The organism is Micromonospora sp. 4G55 (genome assembly GCF_016803375.1).
This window is the reverse complement of the sequence record NZ_JAEVHN010000806.1, coordinates 1-2,500: the sequence shown is the minus strand read 5'-3', so window position 1 is coordinate 2,500 and position 2,500 is coordinate 1. Positions and strand designations below refer to the sequence as shown.

Genomic DNA, 2,500 nt, shown 5'->3' with positions numbered 1-2,500 from the left:
ATCTCGCCCTGCCCCAACGACACGTTCGTCTTCGACGCCCTGGTGCACGGCCGGGTGCCCGGCGCGCCGCCGGTCGAGGTGACCTACGCGGACGTGGACGTCACCAACACGGCCGCCGAGCGGGGCGCGTTCGACCTGGTGAAGGTGAGCTACGCGGCACTGCCCTGGCTGCTGGACGACTACCACCTGCTGCCCTGCGGCGGGGCGCTCGGCCGCGGCTGCGGCCCGCTGGTGCTCACCCGCAGCGCAGCCGGCAACGAAGCGACCGGGGCCGAGGCGGCCGGGGTCGGAGCCGGGGCCACCGGAGCCAGTGCCAGCCGGCCGGACCGGGCCGACCTGAGCGGGGCCACGGTGGCGGTGCCGGGCGACCGGACGACCGCGTACCTGCTCTTCCGGCTCTGGTCGGCGGAGCGGCCGCCGGCGCGGATCGAGGTGGTGCCGTTCCACGAGATCATGCCGGCGGTGGCCGCCGGAAAGTACGACGCGGGGCTGGTCATCCACGAGGCGCGGTTCACCTACCACCGGCACGGGCTGACCGCGCTGGTGGACCTGGGCGAGTGGTGGGAGGGCGACACCGGGCTGCCGATCCCGCTCGGCGCGATCCTGGCCCGCAAGGGCGCCGTCGACCCGGTGGCGGCGGCCGGCTGGATCCGGGAATCCGTCCGCCAGGCCTGGGCCGACCCGGCCGCCAGCCGGGACTACGTGCTCTCGCACGCGCAGGAGATGGAGCCCGACGTGGTGGACCGGCACATCGGCCTCTACGTCAACGAGTTCACCGCTGACCTGGGGGACGCGGGCTTCGCCGCCGTGGAGGCGCTGCTGGGCCGGGCCGCCGACGCCGGGCTGATCCCACAGACCCCCAGCCCGAAGACCTCCGGCCCTCAGACCTCCAGCTCGCGCGCCACCGCGTGGACCAGCTGAGCGACCTTCTGCGCGGTCTTCTTGTCCGGGAACCGGCCCCGGCGCAGGTCCGGCTGGACCTTCGCCTCCAGCACCTTGATCATGTCTTCGACCAGGCCGTGCAGCTCCTCGGCCGGGCGCCGGCGCAGCTCCGCCATCGACGGCGGCGCGTCCAGCAGCTTGACCCCCATCGCCTGGGCGCCCCGGCGGCTGTCCACCACGCTGAAGTCGACCCGCTGCCCACCCTTCAGGTCGGTGACACCCGCGGGTAGCGCGCCCTTGGGCAGGAACACGTCGCCACCCTCGTCACTGGTGACGAACCCGTATCCCTTGGCCGCGTCATACCACTTCACTCGACCCGTCGGCACCTGAGAACCCCTGCTTCGCTTGAGACGTCTACTGCTGCCTCAAGGCTAGCCCGATGATCCGGTCCAGCGCCGCCGGGAATCCGGTGAGATCATCCAACACCTGGTACGCCCCGGCGGCCCGCAGCTCGTCGGTGCTGCACGGTCCGCTGGCCACCCCGACGCCGGGCACCCCGGCCGCGCCCGCCGCCGCCATGTCCGCCACGTGGTCGCCGACGTAGAGGGTCGCGCCGTGCGCGCGCAGCGCGGTCGCCTTCTCCTCGGCGAAGAGGTCCCCGGCCAGCTCGTCGACGCTCAGCCCGAGGTGCTCCAGGTGCAGCTTGGCCAGTCGGCCGAGCTTGGCGGTCACCACCATCACCCGGCCGCCGTGCGCGTGCACCGCCTCGACCGCCTCCCGCGCGCCCGGCATCGGGACGGTCGGGGTGATTGCGTACGCCGGGTACAGCTCGCGGTAGATCGTCACCGCCTCCTCCACCCGCTCGGGCGGGAACCAGTGCGCGATCTCGGTGCGCAACGGCGGCCCGAGCCGGGAGACCGCGAGGTCCACGTCGACGGGTACGCCGGTCTGCGCGGTCAGCGCCCGGAAGCAGGCGGCGATGCCGGGGCGGGAGTCGACCAGGGTCATGTCGAGGTCGAAACCGACCATCAGTGGAAGCACCCCGAGAACGTACCCGCCCAACCCGGACCGAGCCGGACGTCCGAGGGGCGGGACGGCCCCGCAGCGGGCTAGCGTGGAACGACGATGACCACCTCACTCGCCGACCACCTGCGCGCCCTGCCGGACGAGTCGCTGGCCGCCCTGCTCCAGTTGCGGCCCGACCTCGTGGTGCCGGTGCCCGCCGACGTCTCCGCCCTCGCCATCCGGGCCGAGTCGCGGGTCTCCGTGGCCCGCGTCCTGGACGGGCTGGACCAGTTCACCCTGCAGATCCTCGACGCCGCCCGACTCACCCGGCACCCCGAGGAGGGCACCACCTCCACCGACGCCGTCCTCGCGATGGCCACCGCCGGGCCGCACCCGCCCGCCCCGACCACCGTCCGGGCCGCGGTGGACCGGCTGCGCGCGCGCTTCCTGCTGTACGGCCCGGAGCACGCCCTGCGCGTCGCGGGCAGCGTCGACGAGGTCTCCGCGTACCCGGCCCGCCCGCCCCGACCACCGTCCGGGCCGCGGTGGACCGGCTGCGCGCGCGCTTCCTGCTGTACGGCCCGGAGCACGCCCTGCGCGTCGCGGGCAGCGT

At 74.3% G+C, this 2,500-nt stretch carries 3 protein-coding genes and 1 pseudogene; 2 read left to right on the top strand and 2 right to left on the bottom strand.

Annotated elements, in window-relative coordinates; all coding sequences use genetic code 11:
- Positions 1-921: 1,4-dihydroxy-6-naphthoate synthase (locus JNW89_RS34495; protein ID WP_238452221.1), on the top strand; the 921-nt coding region annotated here is incomplete at its 5' end.
- Here the strand turns inward: JNW89_RS34495 and JNW89_RS34490 are convergent.
- Both JNW89_RS34490 and JNW89_RS34485 read right to left on the bottom strand, forming a co-directional pair.
- Positions 882-1,268 carry a cold-shock protein gene (locus JNW89_RS34490; RefSeq protein WP_088959176.1) on the bottom strand — a complete coding sequence of 129 codons (387 nt, stop codon included), beginning with the start codon at positions 1,266-1,268 and terminating at the stop codon, positions 882-884. The two genes, JNW89_RS34495 and JNW89_RS34490, sit on opposite strands and share 40 nt — an antisense overlap.
- Positions 1,269-1,296: 28 nt before the next feature.
- The gene (locus JNW89_RS34485; RefSeq protein ID WP_238452220.1) at positions 1,297-1,923 is read right to left on the bottom strand and encodes an HAD hydrolase-like protein; all 627 of its coding nucleotides are present in this window, start codon (positions 1,921-1,923) and stop codon (positions 1,297-1,299) included.
- Between the two features lie 84 nt (positions 1,924-2,007).
- Between JNW89_RS34485 and JNW89_RS34480 the strand changes: the two are divergent.
- Positions 2,008-2,500: pseudogene (locus JNW89_RS34480) on the top strand (hypothetical protein); the annotation flags it as partial.